Origin of the sequence: Anaerotignum faecicola, assembly GCA_024460105.1 — a bacterium.
Lineage (GTDB): Bacteria > Bacillota > Clostridia > Lachnospirales > Anaerotignaceae > JANFXS01.
The window spans coordinates 1-382 of sequence record JANFXS010000626.1 but is presented as its reverse complement, the minus strand read 5'-3'; the positions used below and the strand labels follow the sequence as shown (position 1 = coordinate 382).

General features: G+C 45.8%; 2 protein-coding genes. Both read right to left on the bottom strand.

The window, feature by feature from the left end; all coding sequences use genetic code 11:
• Positions 1-150, bottom strand: a 150-nt coding sequence (locus NE664_15710) for an ATP-binding cassette domain-containing protein (protein ID MCQ4728080.1), incomplete at its 3' end; no start/stop codon positions are given.
• A partial coding sequence (locus tag NE664_15705; GenBank protein ID MCQ4728079.1) for an amino acid ABC transporter permease occupies positions 143-382 on the bottom strand: 240 nt, incomplete at its 5' end. The genes NE664_15710 and NE664_15705, both read right to left, overlap by 8 nt.

The following is a 382-nucleotide window of genomic DNA, read 5'->3' as shown; positions in this document are numbered from 1 at the left end:
CAAAAAGTTTAAGGTTCTCAGGAAAGTGGATTTTCCAGACCCGCTGGCTCCGATAATGGCGACAACATCCCCGGTTTCTACCCGGTAGTCCACACCCTTAATCACCTGATTGTCGCCAAAACTTTTTTTCCAGTTTTTAACCTCAATCATCCTTCTTTTCCTTTCTTTCCCTGTAGTTTACCTTTTTCTCCAGCCACTTAAATGCAAAACCGATCAGAATACAGCACCCCCAGTAGATAATGGCAGTGCAGATATACGCCTCAAAATAACGGAGCGTTCGGCCGCCGATGATTTTTGCTTTCCCCATGATGTCCACCACTGCAATCATAAAAGCCAGCGACGTCCCCTTGATCAGTGACGTAATCTGATTACCAAACGTCGG